The organism is Ferdinandcohnia jepli (genome assembly GCF_047246645.1).
GTDB lineage: Bacteria > Bacillota > Bacilli > Bacillales > Bacillaceae_L > Ferdinandcohnia.
The window spans coordinates 177,778-193,827 of sequence record NZ_JBFOKR010000002.1 but is presented as its reverse complement, the minus strand read 5'-3'; the positions used below and the strand labels follow the sequence as shown (position 1 = coordinate 193,827).

19 protein-coding genes are annotated in these 16,050 nt (G+C 34.7%); 14 read left to right on the top strand and 5 right to left on the bottom strand.

The genetic code is table 11. From position 1 onward, the window contains the following. Positions 1-13: 13 nt before the first annotated feature. Entirely contained in the window at positions 14-1,807 is a 1,794-nt protein-coding gene (locus AB3M96_RS02940; RefSeq protein ID WP_412966072.1) for a M3 family oligoendopeptidase, read from the top strand. A 110-nt stretch (positions 1,808-1,917) separates the two neighbouring features. Here the strand turns inward: AB3M96_RS02940 and pssA are convergent, their stop codons facing one another. Further along, a complete protein-coding gene (gene pssA / locus AB3M96_RS02935) occupies positions 1,918-2,457 on the bottom strand; it encodes a CDP-diacylglycerol--serine O-phosphatidyltransferase (protein WP_412966071.1) in 540 nt (179 codons plus the stop codon). Between the two features lie 142 nt (positions 2,458-2,599). Here pssA and AB3M96_RS02930 point away from each other — a divergent pair, with 142 nt between their 5' ends. After that, positions 2,600-3,382, top strand: coding sequence for a phosphatidylserine decarboxylase (locus AB3M96_RS02930; RefSeq protein ID WP_412966070.1), 783 nt, complete (start codon positions 2,600-2,602; stop codon positions 3,380-3,382). A gap of 42 nt (positions 3,383-3,424) precedes the next feature. On the opposite strand, the gene AB3M96_RS02925 is transcribed toward AB3M96_RS02930, so the two are convergent. Continuing rightward, positions 3,425-3,565: a sporulation histidine kinase inhibitor Sda gene (locus tag AB3M96_RS02925; protein ID WP_412966069.1), complete on the bottom strand. Its 141-nt coding sequence runs from the start codon at positions 3,563-3,565 to the stop codon at positions 3,425-3,427. Positions 3,566-4,073: 508 nt separating this feature from the next. On the opposite strand from AB3M96_RS02925, the gene AB3M96_RS02920 reads away from it, so the two are divergent. From AB3M96_RS02920 to AB3M96_RS02885, 8 genes are read left to right on the top strand one after another with little or no spacing between them, the layout of a single operon-like run. Beyond that, on the top strand, positions 4,074-4,589 hold the full coding sequence (locus tag AB3M96_RS02920) for a YqeG family HAD IIIA-type phosphatase (protein ID WP_412966068.1): 516 nt from the start codon (positions 4,074-4,076) through the stop codon (positions 4,587-4,589). 4 nt (positions 4,590-4,593) lie between these two features. After that, the gene (gene yqeH, locus AB3M96_RS02915) at positions 4,594-5,703 is read left to right on the top strand and encodes a ribosome biogenesis GTPase YqeH (RefSeq protein WP_412966067.1); all 1,110 of its coding nucleotides are present in this window, start codon (positions 4,594-4,596) and stop codon (positions 5,701-5,703) included. A 31-nt stretch (positions 5,704-5,734) separates the two neighbouring features. After that, positions 5,735-6,580 carry a shikimate dehydrogenase gene (gene aroE, locus AB3M96_RS02910; protein ID WP_412966066.1) on the top strand — a complete coding sequence of 282 codons (846 nt, stop codon included), beginning with the start codon at positions 5,735-5,737 and terminating at the stop codon, positions 6,578-6,580. Beyond that, positions 6,574-6,873: a ribosome assembly RNA-binding protein YhbY gene (gene yhbY, locus AB3M96_RS02905; protein ID WP_412966065.1), complete on the top strand. Its 300-nt coding sequence runs from the start codon at positions 6,574-6,576 to the stop codon at positions 6,871-6,873. Before aroE ends, yhbY begins: the two co-directional genes overlap by 7 nt. A 19-nt stretch (positions 6,874-6,892) precedes the next feature. Continuing rightward, positions 6,893-7,462, top strand: coding sequence for a nicotinate-nucleotide adenylyltransferase (locus tag AB3M96_RS02900; RefSeq protein ID WP_412966064.1), 570 nt, complete (start codon positions 6,893-6,895; stop codon positions 7,460-7,462). Continuing rightward, on the top strand, positions 7,452-8,021 hold the full coding sequence (gene yqeK / locus AB3M96_RS02895; RefSeq protein WP_412966063.1) for a bis(5'-nucleosyl)-tetraphosphatase (symmetrical) YqeK: 570 nt from the start codon (positions 7,452-7,454) through the stop codon (positions 8,019-8,021). The genes AB3M96_RS02900 and yqeK overlap by 11 nt, the downstream gene beginning before the upstream one ends. A 4-nt stretch (positions 8,022-8,025) precedes the next feature. Beyond that, a complete protein-coding gene (gene rsfS / locus AB3M96_RS02890; RefSeq protein WP_412966062.1) occupies positions 8,026-8,382 on the top strand; it encodes a ribosome silencing factor in 357 nt (118 codons plus the stop codon). Then, complete coding sequence (locus AB3M96_RS02885; protein WP_412966061.1) at positions 8,379-9,125, top strand: class I SAM-dependent DNA methyltransferase; 747 nt, start codon at positions 8,379-8,381, stop codon at positions 9,123-9,125. Before rsfS ends, AB3M96_RS02885 begins: the two co-directional genes overlap by 4 nt. Positions 9,126-9,221: 96 nt before the next feature. Here the strand turns inward: AB3M96_RS02885 and comER are convergent, their stop codons facing one another. Further along, positions 9,222-10,055 (bottom strand): late competence protein ComER, encoded by an 834-nt coding sequence (gene comER, locus AB3M96_RS02880; RefSeq protein WP_412966060.1) that lies wholly within the window; start codon positions 10,053-10,055, stop codon positions 9,222-9,224. Positions 10,056-10,295: 240 nt separating this feature from the next. Between comER and AB3M96_RS02875 the strand changes: the two genes are divergently transcribed. Genes AB3M96_RS02875 through AB3M96_RS02865 form a run of 3 tightly spaced genes read left to right on the top strand, consistent with a single transcriptional unit; the run spans position 10,296 to position 13,874 of the window. Then, on the top strand, positions 10,296-10,907 hold the full coding sequence (locus AB3M96_RS02875) for a helix-hairpin-helix domain-containing protein (protein WP_412966059.1): 612 nt from the start codon (positions 10,296-10,298) through the stop codon (positions 10,905-10,907). A 59-nt stretch (positions 10,908-10,966) separates the two neighbouring features. Next, positions 10,967-11,539, top strand: a complete 573-nt coding sequence (locus AB3M96_RS02870; RefSeq protein ID WP_412966058.1) for a ComE operon protein 2 — start codon at positions 10,967-10,969, stop codon at positions 11,537-11,539. Beyond that, a complete protein-coding gene (locus AB3M96_RS02865) occupies positions 11,460-13,874 on the top strand; it encodes a DNA internalization-related competence protein ComEC/Rec2 (RefSeq protein ID WP_412966057.1) in 2,415 nt (804 codons plus the stop codon). Before AB3M96_RS02870 ends, AB3M96_RS02865 begins: the two co-directional genes overlap by 80 nt. Before the next feature lie 72 nt (positions 13,875-13,946). On the opposite strand, the gene AB3M96_RS02860 is transcribed toward AB3M96_RS02865, so the two are convergent. Then, on the bottom strand, positions 13,947-14,081 hold the full coding sequence (locus tag AB3M96_RS02860) for a YqzM family protein (RefSeq protein ID WP_412966056.1): 135 nt from the start codon (positions 14,079-14,081) through the stop codon (positions 13,947-13,949). A gap of 350 nt (positions 14,082-14,431) precedes the next feature. Here AB3M96_RS02860 and holA point away from each other — a divergent pair, with 350 nt between their 5' ends. Further along, positions 14,432-15,448: a DNA polymerase III subunit delta gene (gene holA / locus AB3M96_RS02855; protein ID WP_412966055.1), complete on the top strand. Its 1,017-nt coding sequence runs from the start codon at positions 14,432-14,434 to the stop codon at positions 15,446-15,448. A gap of 138 nt (positions 15,449-15,586) precedes the next feature. Here the strand turns inward: holA and rpsT are convergent, their stop codons facing one another. Then, positions 15,587-15,853, bottom strand: a complete 267-nt coding sequence (gene rpsT, locus AB3M96_RS02850) for a 30S ribosomal protein S20 (protein ID WP_412966054.1) — start codon at positions 15,851-15,853, stop codon at positions 15,587-15,589. Between the last annotated feature and the right edge of the window lie 197 nt (positions 15,854-16,050).

Below are 16,050 nucleotides of genomic sequence, written 5' to 3'. Positions count from 1 at the left end.
GGGTTTTTTTGATATGACAACAACTACATATGAACAAACATGGGATTTAGAAGTATTCTTTGAGGGTGGGAGTAGTTCACCTGCTTTTCATTCATTTTTAGAAGAGCTCCAAAAAGAAATTAGTGAATTTAATGCTTTAGTTGATGGATTTACACCACCAACCACCGAGAGTGATAAAGAAGGATTACTCAACATCATAAATGCATTTCAATCTTCATTTAAAAAGCTACGACAAGTGGGGGCTTTTGTGAGCTGTTTAACTGCTCAAGATACAACTGATAAACAAGCTAATTTATTGCAAGGAAAAACAACCCAATTAAATGCACAACTTCAATCAGTGTTGACTGCATTTGATCAAAAATTAATTAGCATCGAAAATAGTGTTTGGGAAGGTCTTTTAGCAGAGGAACCATTTAGTGAACTGGCTTATGTATTAGAGGAAAGACGCACAAGAGCAAAAGATAAATTAACACTTGAACAAGAAAATTTAATAAACTCACTTGGTGTAGATGGTTACCATGCTTGGGGGCAGCTTTATAATACTGTTGTAGGTAATATAAAGGTTCCTTTTGAAGAAAACGGAGAAACAAAGCAACTTTCTGTTGGACAAGCATTTAATAAATTTTCTAGTTCTGATCGTGATGTTCGTAAAACAATGTTTGAAAACTGGGAAAAGGCTTGGGATGATCATACTGATTACATTGGAAATGCGCTAAACCATCTTGGAGGCTTCCGCCTTAATGTGTATAAAGCACGAGGCTGGGATAATGTATTACAAGAGCCGCTTGATATTAACAGAATGTCTAAGCAAACTCTCGATACAATGTGGAGCGTTATTACTGAAAACAAGGCGTCTTTTGTTGAGTACTTAGATCGTAAAGCTCAACTTTTAGGTCTTGAAAAACTAAGTTGGTATGATTTAGATGCACCGGTTGGTCAAGCTGAAAGTAAAGTATCGTACCAAGAAGGTGCAGAGTTTATTTTAGATCAATTTTCTAAGTTTGGCCCGAAATTAACCGCATTTACAAAAACGGCATTTGAAGACAATTGGATTGAAGCAGAAGACCGTCCAGGGAAAAGACCAGGTGGATTTTGTACAAGCTTTCCTGAAAGTGACCAGTCACGTATTTTTATGACTTTTTCAGGTACTCCTTCAAATGTTTCTACACTTGCACATGAACTTGGACATGCTTTCCATCAACATGCAATGGCAGGAGTACATACTCTAAACCGTAGCTATGCAATGAATGTTGCAGAAACAGCTTCTACGTTTGCGGAAATGATTGTTGCAGATGCATCAGTTAAAAATGCAAATACTAAGGAAGAAAAGATTGCTCTATTAGAGGATAAAATTCAAAGAAGCGTTGCTTTCTATATGAACATCCATGCTCGATTCTTGTTTGAAACAAGATTCTATGATGAAAGAAAACAAGGAATAGTTAGCACTGAGCGCCTAAATGAACTAATGGAAGAGGCGCAGCAAGAAGCATATTGTGGTGCGTTAGATCAGTATCATCCACATTTCTGGGCATCTAAAATGCATTTCTATATTACAGGTGTACCATTCTATAACTTCCCATATACGTTTGGATACTTGTTCTCTCTTGGTATATATGCAAAAGCACTTGAAGAAGGCACTGACTATGAGGAAAAATACATTGCCTTATTAAAAGATACCGCTAGCATGACAGTTGAAGACCTGGCTACTAAGCATCTTAGTGTAGACTTAACTCAGCGTGATTTCTGGGAAAAAGCTGTTAAGCTTTCTGTAAAAGATGTTGAAGAGTTCTTAGAATTAACAAAATAATAGTCGATAAAGCAGAAGCACCAATCCTTTTTTCGGATTGGTGCTTTTTTCTGGGATTTAGTACTTTCCGAGTAATGTTTGGGGTTTATAACAACCAAATTTGTGGATTGTTACACCTTTTTGAGTTTAAACGTGCCAACCATCAGGAAGGATAAAGCTATGATAAGATAAATGAAATAGTGTGGTGCTATATAAGGAATTGCTAAATAACTTAGGGTTAATAAGCAACCAGCTGCGGTAATTGGTAAGCCGATAAAAAATCCTTTATTATCGCTAATATTGAATTTAGCCAAACGAAATGCTCCGCATCCTATATAAAAAACTGTAAAAAACATTCCTGGTGCACCGAATTCTTGCAGAACTCCAAGGTATAATAATACTGCAGGTGCTACACCAAAGGAAATAATGTCACACATTGAGTCAAGCTGTTTACCAAGTTCTGATTCAATATTGAATTTGCGAGCAACCATTCCATCAAATCGATCAGCTAAGGCTGCAAGAAATATCAACAATAAACTTAAATTAAGCTCATTTTTTAATGCAAACATTATAGAAAACCCACCTAAACTTAGGTTAACTAGGGTTAATATATTTGCCGTATGTGTTTTTAACTTTTTTATTGTAGAATCTAAGTATTCTAATAAAAACATTACGTCACTCCTTTCATAAGGGGTTCTTAACTTGATGTTAATAAATATGATAAAAAATATATATTATTGCTTACATACTCTTATTTTATTCGTAAAATTTGTTATAGTAAAGAGTAATTGTGTGTATTAGGGGGAATCTTTTTTGCAAAAATGGCTTTATCGTTTCTTAATAGAATTGACTAATCACCGCCTGTCATCAGCCATATTAAGGAAATTTTCGCATTCACGAGTTAGTGCTATACTTATTCCCAGTTATGCGAAAATATACAATATTGACCAATCTGAAATGGAAAAAAATATAACAGAATATAAAACCCTTCATGAATTATTTGTCCGGAAATTAAAAAAGGATCTTAGAGTAATTGATAAACACGAAGAAAGTGTCATAAGTCCCGTTGATGCAGTAGTCGAAGAAGCAGGGAGTATTACCCCAGCAAAAGAAATAGTTGTTAAAGGTAAACGATATTCGATTTCTGAAATGCTTGGAGATGAAGAATCTCTTCAAAAGTATATTGAAGGTACTTTTCTTATTCTTTATTTAAGTCCAAGTCACTATCATAGAATTCATTGTCCAATTTCTGGGGTTATTACGAAGCAATGGGAGTTAGGCACCAAGTCTTATCCAGTAAATAAACTCGGTCTTAAATATGGTAAGGAACCATTATCGAAGAATTATCGAATTATTACTGAAATCAACTCAAATGGCACCCATGTTGCAATGGTTAAAGTTGGTGCAATGTTTGTAAATAGTATTGAAATCATTCATGAGAGTGAAAATGTTTCTAAAGGTGAAGAGGTAGCATATTTCTCATTTGGTTCAACTGTAGTTCTCTTGTTTGAAAAGGACACTTTTACTCTTAATTCAACGATAAAATCATCAGCTAATGTTAGAGTAGGGGAAATATTAGGGTATAAATCAAACTAAAAAAATAAAGAGCCTAAGGGCTCTTTTGTATAAAAAACACAGTTACGATATATTTCTAATTCGATGTCCTAATGCTCTACGATGAATTTCGATTTCAATAAGATGAATAAAGTCAGGACTTAATTTTAGTTTCCTTGCTTTGAAATAAGACTCGATAAGAAGTTCATCTGATAACTTTTTCATATCTGGCTGCCAATGTGTTGGCATTCACCTCCTAAAATAAATTCTATTTAAGGGGTTGCTACGTTCTAATTGATCTCATGCTGTCATATACTTTTAAGTTAATCTTCGTTAGTAACCTAACTCTATCACGAAAAATAAAAGAGAACAACCGTTCTTGTTATCCACAGAAACCAGTGGATAACTTGTGGGTATTTTGTTCATAAATATTGGAAATCTATGTATATCAATGTGTAAAATGTGTATAAGTTTATCCACAACTGTTGAAATATACTGACTTTTGTCGAAAAGTTTTTTGATTTTTTTATTTTTTTTGCTGAACTTGCTGAAGTTTGTCGTTTTTATCGAGATAACTAGCAAATAAATAATATATAGTACAAATAAATTACATATTATTTTGTAGAAACTAGAAAAATTCGTTATTATAGGAAAGATAAACTATTAATTTTTTATTGTGTTGCATTAATTGCCACACAAGACCTATTTTTATTGGACAAGAGGTGTTGTAGAAATGCTAAACTTTTTTTTACCGAACCAACATGTAAAAACGATATTTGACATATCTGCTAGTGAATTAAAAAAGCGTGGAATTAAAGGTGTCATTACAGATTTAGATAATACATTGGTTGAATGGGATCGTCCGAGTGCAACGCCTGAGCTTGAAAAATGGTTTGAAGAAATTAAAGCTAACGGAATTGCAGTGACAATTGTTTCTAATAATAATGAAAAACGAGTGCAAGACTTTGCTGACCCTTTAGGGATACCGTTTATCTTTGAAGCACGAAAACCGATGGTTCGTGCTTTTAAGCGAGCTATGAAGGAAATGGGATTATCAAAAGATGAAGTAGTTGTGATTGGAGATCAATTACTAACAGATGTATTTGGCGGTAATCGATCAGGGTTACATACTATTCTTGTGGTACCTGTTGCTCAGACAGACGGGTTTTTCACGAAATTTAATCGTCTAGTAGAAAGACGGTTACTATCGTGGATGAAGCGAAGAGGTATGCTTTATTGGGAGGAATAATAGAGTGGAAGATAATAAAGTAAGTTGTATTGGCTGTGGGGTTGAAATTCAGACAGAGGATAGAGATAAATTAGGCTATGCTCCTCCATCTTCTTTGGAAAAAGAGAAGATTATCTGCCAACGTTGTTTTAGACTAAAGCATTATAATGAAGTTCAAGATGTATCGTTAACTGATGATGATTTCTTAAAGATATTAAATGGTATTGGTTCTACTGATTCTCTAATTGTAAAAATTGTTGATATCTTTGATTTTAATGGTAGCTGGTTACCTGGCCTGCATCGTTTTGTTGGTAATAACAAGATTCTTTTAGTAGGTAATAAAGTTGACTTACTACCAAAATCATTAAAGCATCATAAGTTAATAAATTGGATGAAGGATGCTTCAAGGGAATTGGGATTAAATCCTGTTGATGTTACGTTAATAAGTGCTGAAAAAGGAATTGGTATTAACGAAGTAGCAGATGCAATCGAGCATTATCGGGAGGGTAAGGATGTATACGTTGTCGGTGCAACAAATGTAGGAAAGTCTACGTTCATAAATAGACTAATTAAGGAGTTTGGTGGAGAAGACGAAGATATTATTACTACCTCACATTTTCCAGGAACTACTCTTGATATAATTGATATTCCGCTGGATGAAGAACATTCCTTATTCGATACGCCAGGTATCATTAATCACCACCAAATGGCACATTTTGTTTCAGGTAAAGAACTCAAGATCATAACGCCCAAAAAAGAAATTAAACCGAAGGTGTTTCAGTTAAATGAACGTCAGACCTTGTTTTTCGGAGGTCTTGCAAGATTAGACTTTGTAAGTGGGAAACGCCAATCTTTAGTATGCTATATATCAAACCTTATAAATATACATCGGACTAAACTAGAGAACGCAGATGAGTTATACGAAAAACATGTTGGAGATTTACTCCAGCCACCAGGTAAAGAGGAACTTGAAAACTTTCCACCTTTAGTGGCACATGAATTTATGATTAAAGAGGCGAAAACCGATATTGTATTCTCCGGATTAGGTTGGGTAACAATTAACGAACCACAAACAAAAGTTGTTGCACATGTACCAAAAGGTGTTGGAGTTGTTATTCGAAAATCTTTAATCTAAAGATAAAAACAGACAAAAAATGGGTGAGGATATGGAGAAAATTTATGGGGTGATTGGTAACCCAATTTCTCATTCAATGTCACCTTTGATGCATAATGACCTGTTTCAATTTTATAAGTTTTCAGGTCGCTATCATGCTTTTCATGTGGAGAATGGGAATGTTGGAGCTGCTATTAATGGAATGAGAGCACTAGGAATTGCGGGTATGAATGTTACGATACCACATAAAATCGCAGTGATTGAATTCTTAGATGAAATTGAGGAAGTTGCTGAAAATATCGGTGCTGTTAATACTATTGTAAATGATAATGGAAAACTAATCGGATACAACACAGATGGTTTAGGATATCTAATGTCCCTTACAAAAATAATTTCTATTGAGGATTTGCGCAACTCTAAGGTTCTTTTAATTGGCGCAGGTGGTGCTGCAAGGGGATTATTTATCTCATTAGCTGCAAACGGTGTAAAAAATATAGATATTGTTAATAGAACCCTAAAAAAAGCAGAAGCTATTCAAAAGGATTGTAGATTTGAAGTGAGTTCGACTGCTTTAACCTATGAAGAAGCCGAGGCCAAACTTGGGTCGTATAAAGTAATTATTAATACAACGTCAGTTGGGATGCATCCCAATATAAAGGAACTGCCAATTTCAACTCAGAATATTGCACACGGGTCAGTCGTTAGTGATATAATTTATAACCCATTGCAAACCGGTTTCCTGCTAGAGGCCAAAGAAAGAGGGGCACTTACGCAAAACGGACTGGGAATGTTTGTATATCAAGGAGCACTTGCTTTTGAAAAATGGACAGGAATCTTTCCGGATACCGATCGAATGGAAAAATTAGTTACAAACATACTAGGAGGTAAAACATGCTAACAGGGAAACAAAAACGCTTTTTGCGTTCAAAAGCGCACCATTTAGACCCAATTTTTCAAGTTGGTAAGGGTGGAGTAAACGAAAATATGATCAAGCAAATTGCAGATGCTTTAGAAAAACGTGAGTTACTAAAAGTAAGTGTTCTGCAAAATTGCGAAGATGACAGGGATACAGTGGCTGAAGAACTTAGTAATGGTGCAAAGGCAGAGCTTGTTCAGGTAATTGGAAATACAATTGTTTTGTATAAGGAATCGAAGGAAAACAAACAATTAGAGTTACCAAAATCAAAGTAATTTGCTGGAGGGAAGTGCATTGAACCATATCGGTATTATTGGTGGAACCTTTAATCCACCTCATATTGGTCATTTGTTTATCGCTTCTGAAGTACTGACAAAGCTAAATCTGTCAGAAGTATGGTTTATGCCAAATAATATTCCTCCACATAAAGAACATAAAGAATATGTTACAAATTCAGAACGGGTAGAAATGCTGACCTTAGCTATTTCGGACCAGTCGAAGTTTAAATTACAGCTGATCGAATTGGAAAGAGATGGCCCGTCATATACATATGAAACGATGAAAATGCTTCATATTATGTACAAGGACACAACGTTTTATTTTATCATCGGGGGAGATATGGTAGAGTACTTACCTCATTGGCATAATATTGATGAATTGCTTAAAATTGTTACCTTTGTGGGCGTTAAAAGACCAGGATACGCTTTTCCTACTAAGTATCCTATTCTTGAGGTAGATGTTCCTCAGCTCGACATATCTTCTTCGATGATCAGAGAAAGACTGAAAGAGGAGGGAAATACAATGTATTTACTTCCTGAAAAAGTAAGAAACTATATAGAGGAGAACCACTTGTATGGAACGTGAGAGGGCACTCGAAATTGTAGAAAAACAATTAACATCACATCGTTATAAACATACGCTTGGTGTTATGGAAACAGCAATCCGCTTGGCTGAACAATATGGAGCTGATATTAAAAAAGCAGAGGCTGCAGCAATATTTCATGATTATGCAAAGTTTCGAGATAAAGAAGAAATGAAACAAATTATTATTAATCAAAAAATGCCATCAGATTTATTAATTTATAACACAGAGTTATGGCACGCACCTGTAGGGGCTTATTTGGTCAAAACTGAGGTTGGTATACAAGACCAGGAGATCTTACATGCGATTACCTATCATACATCTGGAAGAGAAAATATGACTTTACTTGAAAAAGTGATATTTGTAGCAGATTATATTGAACCTGGCAGGCAGTTTCCAGGTGTCGATGAAGTAAGGAAAGTTGCCAATCAGGATCTTGATAAGGCACTAGTACTATCATTGCGAAATACAATCATGTTTTTAGTTAAGAAAAGCCAACCAGTATATCCGGAAACATTGCTGACATATAACGCTTTGCTTCTAGAAAAAGAGGGGGAATAGTAAAGTGAATGAAAGAGAGTTATTAACATTAGCAGTTAAAGCTGCAGACGATAAAAGAGCTGAAAATATTATTGCATTAAATATGAATGGATTATCCCTTGTGGCAGATTACTTTTTAATTTGTCATGGTAATTCTGAGAAACAGGTTCAGGCAATTGCGAGAGAAATAAAAGACAAAGCTGATGAAAATGGAGTGAATGTCAAGCGCCTTGAGGGCTTCGATGAAGCTAGATGGGTTTTAGTCGATTTAGGAGATGTTGTTGCTCACGTTTTCCATAAGGATGAAAGATTATACTATAATCTAGAACGCCTTTGGGGAGATGCACCAACTGAGGATGTAGAAGATGTGTTAAGTCAATGAGTTACAGGCAGTTTGCATACATCTATGATACATTGATGAGCGATGTTGATTATGATTTATGGATCTCTTTTTTAGAAAAAAAAAGGAATCAATTAGGACTTAGTAAACAGGCTAGAATTTTAGACTTGGCCTGTGGTACGGGTTCAATCTCAATTAAGCTTTCAAAAGAAGGCTATGAAGTTGTTGGAGTCGATCTTTCAGAAGATATGCTCACCGTTGCTAATACGAAAGCGATGGAAGCTGGTCAACGTATTGACTTTTTTCAACAAAATATGGCTGAGATTGAAGGTTTACAACCATTTGATATAATCGTTATTTTTTGCGATTCACTAAATTATCTTCAAACAGAAGATGAAGTCCAAAAGACGTTCCAAAATGTATATAACCTTCTTAAAGATGACGGCATGTTCCTTTTCGATGTTCATTCAATTTATAAAATGAAGCATATTTTCTTAGATGGTCCATTCGTTACTAGTGATGAGGAGGTTAGCTATATATGGAACTGTTTTGAAGGTCCATATCCAAACAGCGTTGAACATGAACTGTCTTTTTTTGTTCAAAATGTGGATGATTTATATCAACGATTTGATGAGTTCCATATTCAGCGAACCTTCCATATTGACCAGTATAAAAGTTGGTTAGAAAAATGTGGTTTTGAGGTAATAGATATCACTGCTGATTTTTCAGAAACCATATCAGAAACTTCTGAGAGAATTCTATTTACTGTTAAAAAGAAAGGGTAGATACAAATTGTATCTACCTATTTATATTTATATTTATAATTAAAATAAATTTTAAAAACAAAAAGGGTTTCTTTTAGCAATGTAGAATATTAAACGTTAGCGTGATGGAGTTTCGTTAAATTGTTTATTAACCTCACATATATCTTCGGCGTATTTTCGGTGTGTACTTCTAAATAATTCTTCAAATAGTTCACCGATATGTTCCTCCATTGCCTTTATCCCTTCACCGGTAACACCACCCTTAACGCAAACCTTTTGTTGAAGAGTAGGTAGCGTAAATATTTCCTTTTCAAGTAGTTTTCCCATCCCAATAATCATTTCACTTGCCAGCAATGTTGCTTGTTCTTCCGTTATTTCCGTCTCCGATGCAGCAGCATTCACAAATTTTTGTAGTAGATAACTAAAGAATGCCGGGCCACAGCTTACTATATCTGAAGCAACTCTTGTAATGTCATTTTTTATATGAACCGGTGTGGATAATTGCTCGAATAAGAACTCCAAGTAATCTTGATACTTACTACTGCAGCTTTTACCGAAAGTAAATAAGGAAACACCAGAAAGTGCACGATTCGTTATACTCGGTATAATCCTAGCTACCTGGCAACTTACAGCAGATTCAAGTTGTTCGACAGAAATAGGACTTGTAATTGAGACAATGCATTTATTGTTAGTAAGGGAAGAAGTTATTTGATGTAAAAGGGGGTGAATCTCTAATGGCTTTACACAAATAAAAATGATATCCGAGCCACTTACAACTTCTTCATTGCTTGTTACTACCTTGATATCTGGTAAGGAGTTTTTAATGTCTAATGCTTTTTCAATTGTACGATTTGTAATAGTTAGCTTTGAAGGTGGAACTGCAAGAGAATCTACAAAAGCCTCTATTAAAATTTTCCCCATGTTTCCTGTACCAATAAACCCTATATTCAAGTTCGTCCCTCCTTTGCAGACATATTCTCCTATAACAATATGTTTATCAGGCTTAAAATATGAATGTTATTTTGCTTAATTGACTCATCTAAAACTAAGAAATTTTTTCCCGCTGTTAGTTATCGTTTCTAGTCTGTTTTTTATTATATGCATGGTAGTAGGAATATTTCGCTTGTTTCACTAAGAGATATTAACTGTTTTATTCACTACAAGTTAAATCAAAGAAAGGAAGAAAAAAATATGAACATGTTAAAGCAAGGTAAGTATAAATTGTTATTGCTTATTTGTGGAGTAGGTCTTGTAACTATCGGGATCGTATATAACGTTTCTAAAGAAGAAAGAAAAGAGGGGATCCTGCAAGAATTTCAAAATGAAGAAATTGCCGAGAGTTCTGATATGGAGGATACACTTATTAACATTAATGAGAATTCGAAAGTATTTGTTGATATTAAGGGAGAGGTAGTGAACCAAGGGGTTTATGAAGTCGACCTAGATTCCAGAGTAAAGGATGTTATTGAGGGTGCAGGAGGGTTTACGGATAACGCTGATTTAAAACAGGTTAACTTAGCATTACAAGTAGAGGACGAAATGGTTATTTATGTTCCCAGTATTGACGAAGAAATAGAAGGAGATATAACGGTTACTCAAGCGAATGATAGCAAGATATCGCTTAATAAAGCAACTATAGAGGAACTGCAAACATTGAACGGAATTGGTCCTGCTAAAGCAGCTGCTATCATCGCTTATCGGGAGGAGTTTGGACCATTTAAGGAAATTAACGAATTATTAGAAGTGAGTGGAATTGGGGAAAAGTCACTAGAAAAGATACAAAAACAACTTAAATTAAATTGACGTAAGGCTACATTACCCGATAAAATAATTGTAAGATTTTGTAGAAGGGCGGGGTGGAAATGAATAGAATTAAATGGGATCAATATTTTATGGCTCAAAGTCATTTAATAGCTTTACGTAGTACATGCACTCGTTTGACAGTTGGGGCAACAATCGTAAGAGATAAACGAATGATTGCAGGAGGATATAATGGTTCAATCTCTGGCGGTACCCATTGCATAGATGAAGGTTGCTATGTCATTGATAATCACTGTGTCAGAACAATACATGCTGAAGTGAATGCACTCCTTCAATGTGCAAAATTCGGTGTTCCTACTGAAAATGCAGAGATATATGTGACGCATTTTCCTTGTTTACAGTGCTGTAAGGCCATAATTCAAGCTGGAATAAAAGCAGTTTATTATGCTGTTGATTACAAAAACCACCCATATGCGATTGAACTTTTTGCTGGTGCAAATGTAAAGGTGGAGCAGGTACCTCTATACGAAGCGGTAATTGATATTAAATCAAATGAAAAACTAAACTTTTTCAATAAATTAATAGACAAGCTAGATGAGTCCGGGGCAGAAGAAAAGGAAATTCAGGAACTACATGAACAGGCTGCAGCATTATTTTCAACTACTTTGGAGTAGATTGTTAATGTATTGGGACTATGTACAGGGAAAGTTGTTTTATATTGCCTTGTTTGCTTTATTTGGTATCATAGTCCCTTATACCTTATTTCATTGGATATCTTTACTCTTCCCCTTATCATTCCTTATTTATATAATCCTCCGACACCACTTCATTTTTGTAGTTACCTGTCTGTGTGTATTTTTCTTCTTTATGACTCTATTTGTTATAACTGATAATAACAACATTTCCACACTATCTTATGATAAAGAAACTCTAAATGGAAAAGTGATTGATTCTCCTGACATTAATGGTGATAAACTAACTGCAACTATAAAAATACCCTCAAATGAAAAAGTATTACTGACATATATCATTAAAACAGAAGAAGAAAAAAATAAGCTTAGTACGCATTTTCAAGTAGGGATATCCTGTTCATTTATGGGAACATTGGAGCGGCCGGAAGTATCCCGAAATCCCAATGCATTTGATTATAAAAAATATTTATATCTTAAGGAAATACATTGGTTGTATGAAATAAAAGAGATAGACCTAGGTAATTGCAATACAGTGGAAAAATTCGACATAATGAAGACTCTTTTGAAAGTCAGAAAAAAAGGAGTCCAACAGATAGAAACGTATTTTGATGGGACATCTGCCGGGATGGTACAAGCACTTATTTATGGAGAACGAAGAAATATCTCCACCGATATAGTCAGTTCGTATCAATCACTAGGCTTAATCCATCTTCTAGCCATTTCTGGATTACATGTAGGCCTAATGACAGGAATGTTTTTCTTTTTACTAATACGATTAGGCATAACTCGAGAATTTGCTGCAACCATACTCCTCTGTTTTCTGCCGATTTATATGATTATAGCTGGGGGTTCTCCTTCTGTAATACGCTCTGTTTTGATGACAATGATTGTGTTAATAAGTTTGTTGTGGTTTAAAAAGGTAAGTATCCTAGACGTTATCAGTATTGCATTTATTATAATGCTTGCCGTAAATCCATATTTAGTTGTTAACATAGGCTTTCAGCTTTCGTTTATTGTGAGCTTTTCTTTGGTGCTTTCTTCAGGCGTTATTTTTAGAAAATATAACCATTTTCTATCTTCGTTATTTGCTGTTTCCTTCGTTTCACAAATTAGTTCCATGCCTATTCTTTTGTATCATTTTTATGAATTCTCCTTATTAAGTCTTCCGTTAAATATGCTTTATGTTCCTTTATACTCTGTAATCATATTACCCATGGCATTACTAACAGTGTTCCTACTGGGAGTAATAGAGCCGTTAGGACTCATATTAACTTCCATACTAACATTCATACTAAATGTATCTAATCACGTAACCTTGTTCTTTTCTGGGTTTTCGTTTTCTGTCTTAACTCTTGGTAAGCCATCTTTTGTGTTAATGGTTTTATATGTTTTATCCATATTTTATTATGTAAAAGAATGGGAAAAACATAAAAGATGGTTACAAAAAGCTATTATTGGCCCCATATTGTTAATTGGAATTCAGTTCTTGCTACCGTTTGTAAATCCTACTGGTGAGGTCACGATGCTGGATGTAGGACAAGGAGATAGTATTGTCGTGGAGCTTCCGTATAGAAAAGCTGTCTATCTAATAGATACAGGAGGAACAGTAGAATTTGAAAAAGAGGACTGGAGAAAAAGACGAACTGAATTTTCTACAGGTGAGGATATCATCCTTCCATATTTGGCATCAAGAGGAATTCGAAGTCTTTCGAGAGTAATCATTACTCACGGTGACCAGGATCATATTGGTGGTGCAGAAGATGTATTAAGAAGCATCTCAGTCGATATGCTTGTGCTCGCTACCAATAAAAGTAAGAATTCACAACAAGAAGAGAATTTGCTTAAGTTAGCCGCAGAGAAAAATATATCTATAGAAATGGTTGAGATTGGAAAAATGTGGTCGGAAGGAGACTATTCATTTTATGTGTTGGGGCCAAATGGAAGTGAGAGGCAAGAGAATGACAATTCAATTATCTTGTATTCAGAGCTGGGAGGACTAAAGTGGCTGTTCATGGGGGATACAGAGAAAAGTGGGGAGCAGAGCTTTATATCTACATATAAGAATATAGAAGTAGATGTATTGAAAGTAGGTCACCACGGTAGCAAAACATCATCTACAGAGTTTTTTATAAAGAAAGTAAATCCTGAGGTGGCATTAATTCCGGTGGGAAAAAACAATCGATTTAATCATCCACACCCAGAGGTTGTAAAACGACTTAATTCTTCAAATATTCATGTATACCGCACTGATTTAAATGGGGCTGTTTCTTACCGTTTTTCGAAAAAGAAAGGAACCTTTCGGACGATAATTCCATAATATATAAAGGGAAACGAAAAGAGACTGCCACAATTGGGCAGTCTCTGTTTGACAGTATGTATGCTGTCCTTATTATGATCCAATAACTTTAATAAGCATTGCAATAATAAAAATAGTAGCAAAGAATCCAAATGAAGCAATGAATCCTATACCAGCGTCAATAACGTCATTACGAGTGTTTTGCTTATTATTTTCAAATTCGTTCACTGTAACCCCTCCTAAACAGTTATAGTATAGCCCAACTCAAAAAAAAAATCTATATGTCATTAAAAAGAAGCACACTATTTCCCTTATTATCCGATACTCTTCCACTTTTAACAACAGTTGTCACAAATAGTTCACATTATATCGGAAAGCCTAATAGTACATAGATATAGTGTGGTTGCTTTAAAAAATCATTACTCGGCAAGTTACCCGGGGCTTGCCTGGTAATGTTTATTATATAGATAGGGAATTGGGTAACCAATTCCCTTTTGTCATTCTCTTTGTTGAAATATTTTTGATTTACCGATACGATAAAATAGAAAGAAAAAAGTTGGTAGTTGGAGAGGTAATACATGAACCTTGATCTTTGGAAAAAAATTAAGAAGAAACAATTCGCCCCGATTTATTTATTACTTGGAACTGAGACGTTCCTACTACAAGAAACGAAGGATTTACTTATAAAAAATGGGTTACATGAAGATGAAAAAGATTTTAATTTGTCTATCTTTGATATGGAAGAGACACCAATTGAAGTAGCAATTAGTGATGCGGAAACGTTACCTTTTATGGGAGAGCGGAAAATTGTTATCATTCAAAATCCTTCCTTTTTAACAGCGGAAAAAACTAAAGAGAAAGTTGAGCACAATATTCAAAGTCTGGAACAGTATATTAAGGAACCAGTCCCTTTTACGATTCTTGTATTTTTAGCTTCGTATGAAAAACTGGATGAACGAAAAAAAATAGTAAAACAACTTAAAGCAAATGCAGAGGTTTTTACAGTAAATACACTAAATGACCAAGATTTACATAAATGGATTTCAGAGCGAGCACAACAATATGAGGTTACAATTAGTTCGACCGCTACCCAGGAGCTCTTACAAGTAGCTGGAACTAATCTTATGATAATCGCTCAAGAACTAGAAAAAATGTGTCTTTATGTAGGCGCTAATGGTTCAATTACAGAGGAAACAGTAAGACTTCTTGTTCCGAGATCGTTGGAACAAAATATTTTTTCGTTAATAGACAAAGTAGTAAATCGAAAATTAAATGAGGCACTACGAATTTTTTATGATTTACTTCAAAATAATGAAGAACCCCTAAAAATTCTATCCTTACTGGCAACACAATTTAGACTAATCTACCAGGTTAAGGTACTTTCTAAACAAGGCTATGGTCAGCAGCAAATAGCAGGGAATATAAAAGTACATCCTTTTCGTGTGAAGCTTGCAAGTGGACAAGCAAACCTATTTTCTGAAGAAGAACTGCTTGGGATAATAAATCAATTAGCAGAAGCCGATTATGAGATGAAAAGCGGGAAAAAGGATAAACAACTGATTTTAGAGTTATTTATTATGAATTTGGCAAGGTAGAACATTAATTGTGGTGTTGACTTTCAAAGTGGTAAGTACCAAAATAACTAAAGGTTTTTGGCTTTACTATCTATGGCTTTCATAATTTGCAAAGTATATAAACAAAAAAACGACTCATCAGAGTCGTTTTTTTAATTATTATGCGTTAACCTCGTTAAGTTTTTTAGCTAGACGAGACTTTTGGCGGTCAGCAACATTCTTATGGATAAGACCTTTACGAGCAGCTTTGTCAAGCTTGCTAGCAGCAGTTACATAAGCTGCTTTTGCGTTGTCAGCATCGTTGTTAGCAACAGTTGCTTCGAAGTTTTTAACAGCAGTACGCATTGCAGACTTTACAGTTGCATTATGTGCACGGCTTTCATCACTTGTTTTTACGCGTTTGATAGCTGATTTAATATTTGGCATACTTTCACCTCCTGCGAATATCAAGATGATCTAATACGATCAATCATTTTCGAAAATGAATGAAAACCTATATTTATAAAGTTTTCTTTGCGTTAATGACCAGAATAAAGTCTTTAGATATTCTGATGTCGAACAAATGATATTCTATCAAATTGGAGGTAATAATGCAATACCATTATATGCTTACTAAAAGATAA

Bases quoted from the DNA above. Each gene is read 5' to 3' on its own strand.
- AB3M96_RS02875 (WP_412966059.1), top strand. From the start codon at position 10,296: ATGAACATGTTAAAGCAAGGTAAGTATAAATTGTTATTGCTTATTTGT.
- AB3M96_RS02885 (WP_412966061.1), top strand. From the start codon at position 8,379: ATGAGTTACAGGCAGTTTGCATACATCTATGATACATTGATGAGCGAT.
- pssA (WP_412966071.1), bottom strand. From the start codon at position 2,457: ATGTTTTTATTAGAATACTTAGATTCTACAATAAAAAAGTTAAAAACA.
- yqeK (WP_412966063.1), top strand. From the start codon at position 7,452: ATGGAACGTGAGAGGGCACTCGAAATTGTAGAAAAACAATTAACATCA.
- AB3M96_RS02925 (WP_412966069.1), bottom strand. From the start codon at position 3,565: ATGAAAAAGTTATCAGATGAACTTCTTATCGAGTCTTATTTCAAAGCA.
- holA (WP_412966055.1), top strand. From the start codon at position 14,432: ATGAACCTTGATCTTTGGAAAAAAATTAAGAAGAAACAATTCGCCCCG.
- yhbY (WP_412966065.1), top strand. From the start codon at position 6,574: ATGCTAACAGGGAAACAAAAACGCTTTTTGCGTTCAAAAGCGCACCAT.
- AB3M96_RS02920 (WP_412966068.1), top strand. From the start codon at position 4,074: ATGCTAAACTTTTTTTTACCGAACCAACATGTAAAAACGATATTTGAC.
- aroE (WP_412966066.1), top strand. From the start codon at position 5,735: ATGGAGAAAATTTATGGGGTGATTGGTAACCCAATTTCTCATTCAATG.
- AB3M96_RS02870 (WP_412966058.1), top strand. From the start codon at position 10,967: ATGAATAGAATTAAATGGGATCAATATTTTATGGCTCAAAGTCATTTA.
- AB3M96_RS02940 (WP_412966072.1), top strand. From the start codon at position 14: ATGACAACAACTACATATGAACAAACATGGGATTTAGAAGTATTCTTT.
- AB3M96_RS02865 (WP_412966057.1), top strand. From the start codon at position 11,460: ATGAGTCCGGGGCAGAAGAAAAGGAAATTCAGGAACTACATGAACAGG.
- rpsT (WP_412966054.1), bottom strand. From the start codon at position 15,853: ATGCCAAATATTAAATCAGCTATCAAACGCGTAAAAACAAGTGATGAA.